We start from the raw sequence: 1,874 nt of genomic DNA, 5'->3' as shown, positions 1-1,874 counted from the left end.
GGCGAGCTGACGGGCGGTCGCTCCGACGCGACGCAGGCCGACGTTGCCGCTGCCGTCGCCGAGCTGCCGTGTGTTGCCGACCTCTCGAACCGTCCGATCCGTCTTGAACTCGGCGACACCGAGGACGTGATTGCGAATTGGGTGAAGATCGGCACCGGGCGCCCGCTCGGCGGTCAAACGATGTGGCTCCACTTCAGCCGGACAGCACCTCAGGCACATGGGATCGAGGCTGCAGGAACTTTACCCCTGCGACGTTCCCCCTCCGCCAAATCGTGACGGCTTGCAGAGCTTGGCCATCCTCACCGATGAAGAGGTCGAGGCGTCTTGGAACGACAAACCCCTCTCGGAACACCAGGGCGGCGCCAAGTGGCGATAGGTTCTGGACGGAACACGTCTCACCCGTGACAGCGAAAGCCGTCAGGGTAGAGCCGGGGAGATTGGTGCGGGCACGTGCTACCGCTCGGCGCTCTTCCATAGCCCAGAGAATGAGCGGCAAGGCTTAAGAAGCCCCTTTTTCCTTCGTGATCAGCCCAGCATCGACACGTCAGGAAGGGAAGTTGGAACTCAGGTCGTCGGCGCTGCGATGGAGGCGACTGTGGGTTGCGTGCCGTTGCTGTCCTGCAGACCTGCCCAGGACTTCCAGCTGCTCCAGGCTGCTTCGAGGGCGTCTACTGCCTCTTCCTGCGAGCCTACGGTTCCACCTCGCCGATACGGCGTAGCACCGATATCGAGTTGCATGCCCCACATCCATTTCTCGGCTGCTGCGGGGCCGGCAAAGATACAATCGATGCGGCCAACGATCAGGGACCCGCTCGTCGCGATGTACGTTTCGTGCGGATGGTCCTGCAAGCGTGTGTAAACGAGCTTGGCCATGACTCCTTCGACGACGGGAACCTAAACGCCTCGCTCCTTCGGGCGGTTCATCACACGTATCCGCAATGGGCGACCCGCGACAGCACCGCCGAGGCCATCCGTGATCGACAACGGGAAGCAGCCTGCGACAGAGGCCAACACACCGGCGAGGAAGGCTTTCTGAGCCTGCTCATCACCGACGAGCTTGGCGTGCGTGATCCTCGGCTTCCCTTGCAAGCTCCCGTCGCGCTTGATGCTGAGGAGAAGCGTCACTTCCGATCCGACCGATGCAGCAGGCCCGCTTACGGATTGAGTGCAAGCGCCGAGGAGCTGCCACATCCCATTCAGGGTGGATGCTGGTTCAGCCCTCACACCAGCGGCAGCGCATAGCAGGGGCAGTGCGAGCAGTAGGGAGCGCATGAGGACCAAGGATGGGTACCAAGACGTCCTGATATCTAAATGTAAGGGTTCAGAAACACCGTTTTCCCGTCGTTTGATTTTCAGTCATATTTTCCCGACACAAGCGGGGCCATTTTAACGGGCGGATCGAGCGCTTACGAAGCCCGTCGGCAAAACGGTCGTTTTCTCGACGGGAAGTCTAAAGAGACACAGGTCGCCGAGGACCAAAGAGAACGGCCGGAGCATCGCTGCCCCGGCCGTCCTGGATCGTCCTGCCGCGGTGCAGCCTGTCTTAGCCGAAGTGCCCGTCATTGAAGGCGGTCCGCCCTTCCAGAGCACCGGACTGGAGGTAGTGCAGCATCGGATCAATGTGAGCGTTGGCGACGTCCGTGTAGTGGCTCTCGTAGGCCTTCACGTCGAAGCTCGCAGACGGATCACGTCCCTCTTTCCAGCCGTTCGCCTCGTAGTGCGCGAGCGGATCGGTCTTGGCTGCTGCGATGTCCGCATAGGCCGCGAGGTAGCCCTTGACATCGAACACCGCGTTCGGGATGCGACCCTCGTGCCAGCCATTGGCCTCGTAGTGATTATAGGCGAATGCGAAACTATCGCCGCCTGCCGCCAGG

The 1,874-nt window shown here is 61.6% G+C and carries 3 protein-coding genes and 1 pseudogene; 1 reads left to right on the top strand and 3 read right to left on the bottom strand.

What is annotated here, in order from left to right:
* Positions 1-276 (top strand): hypothetical protein (locus tag MFF13_RS25455; RefSeq protein WP_238273297.1); only part of this gene is annotated, 276 nt, incomplete at its 5' end.
* A gap of 288 nt (positions 277-564) precedes the next feature.
* On the opposite strand, the gene MFF13_RS25450 is transcribed toward MFF13_RS25455, so the two are convergent.
* The 3 genes and pseudogenes from MFF13_RS25450 to MFF13_RS25445 form a co-directional block, all read right to left on the bottom strand.
* The gene (locus MFF13_RS25450; RefSeq protein ID WP_238273296.1) at positions 565-873 is read right to left on the bottom strand and encodes a hypothetical protein; all 309 of its coding nucleotides are present in this window, start codon (positions 871-873) and stop codon (positions 565-567) included.
* 21 nt (positions 874-894) lie between these two features.
* Positions 895-1,272: a UCP034077 family protein gene (locus MFF13_RS26685; protein ID WP_505744308.1), complete on the bottom strand. Its 378-nt coding sequence runs from the start codon at positions 1,270-1,272 to the stop codon at positions 895-897.
* A 271-nt stretch (positions 1,273-1,543) separates the two neighbouring features.
* A pseudogene (locus tag MFF13_RS25445) lies at positions 1,544-1,874 on the bottom strand (alkaline phosphatase); the annotation flags it as partial.

Source organism: Methylobacterium cerastii (assembly GCF_022179125.1).
Lineage (GTDB): Bacteria > Pseudomonadota > Alphaproteobacteria > Rhizobiales > Beijerinckiaceae > Methylobacterium > Methylobacterium cerastii.
The sequence above is the reverse complement of the archived record's forward strand: the minus strand, read 5'-3'. Positions and strand labels throughout refer to the sequence as shown.

Excerpts from the sequence above, each read along its gene's own strand:
- MFF13_RS25450 (WP_238273296.1), bottom strand. The coding sequence starts at position 873 with ATGGCCAAGCTCGTTTACACACGCTTGCAGGACCATCCGCACGAAACG.
- MFF13_RS26685 (WP_505744308.1), bottom strand. The coding sequence starts at position 1,272 with ATGCGCTCCCTACTGCTCGCACTGCCCCTGCTATGCGCTGCCGCTGGT.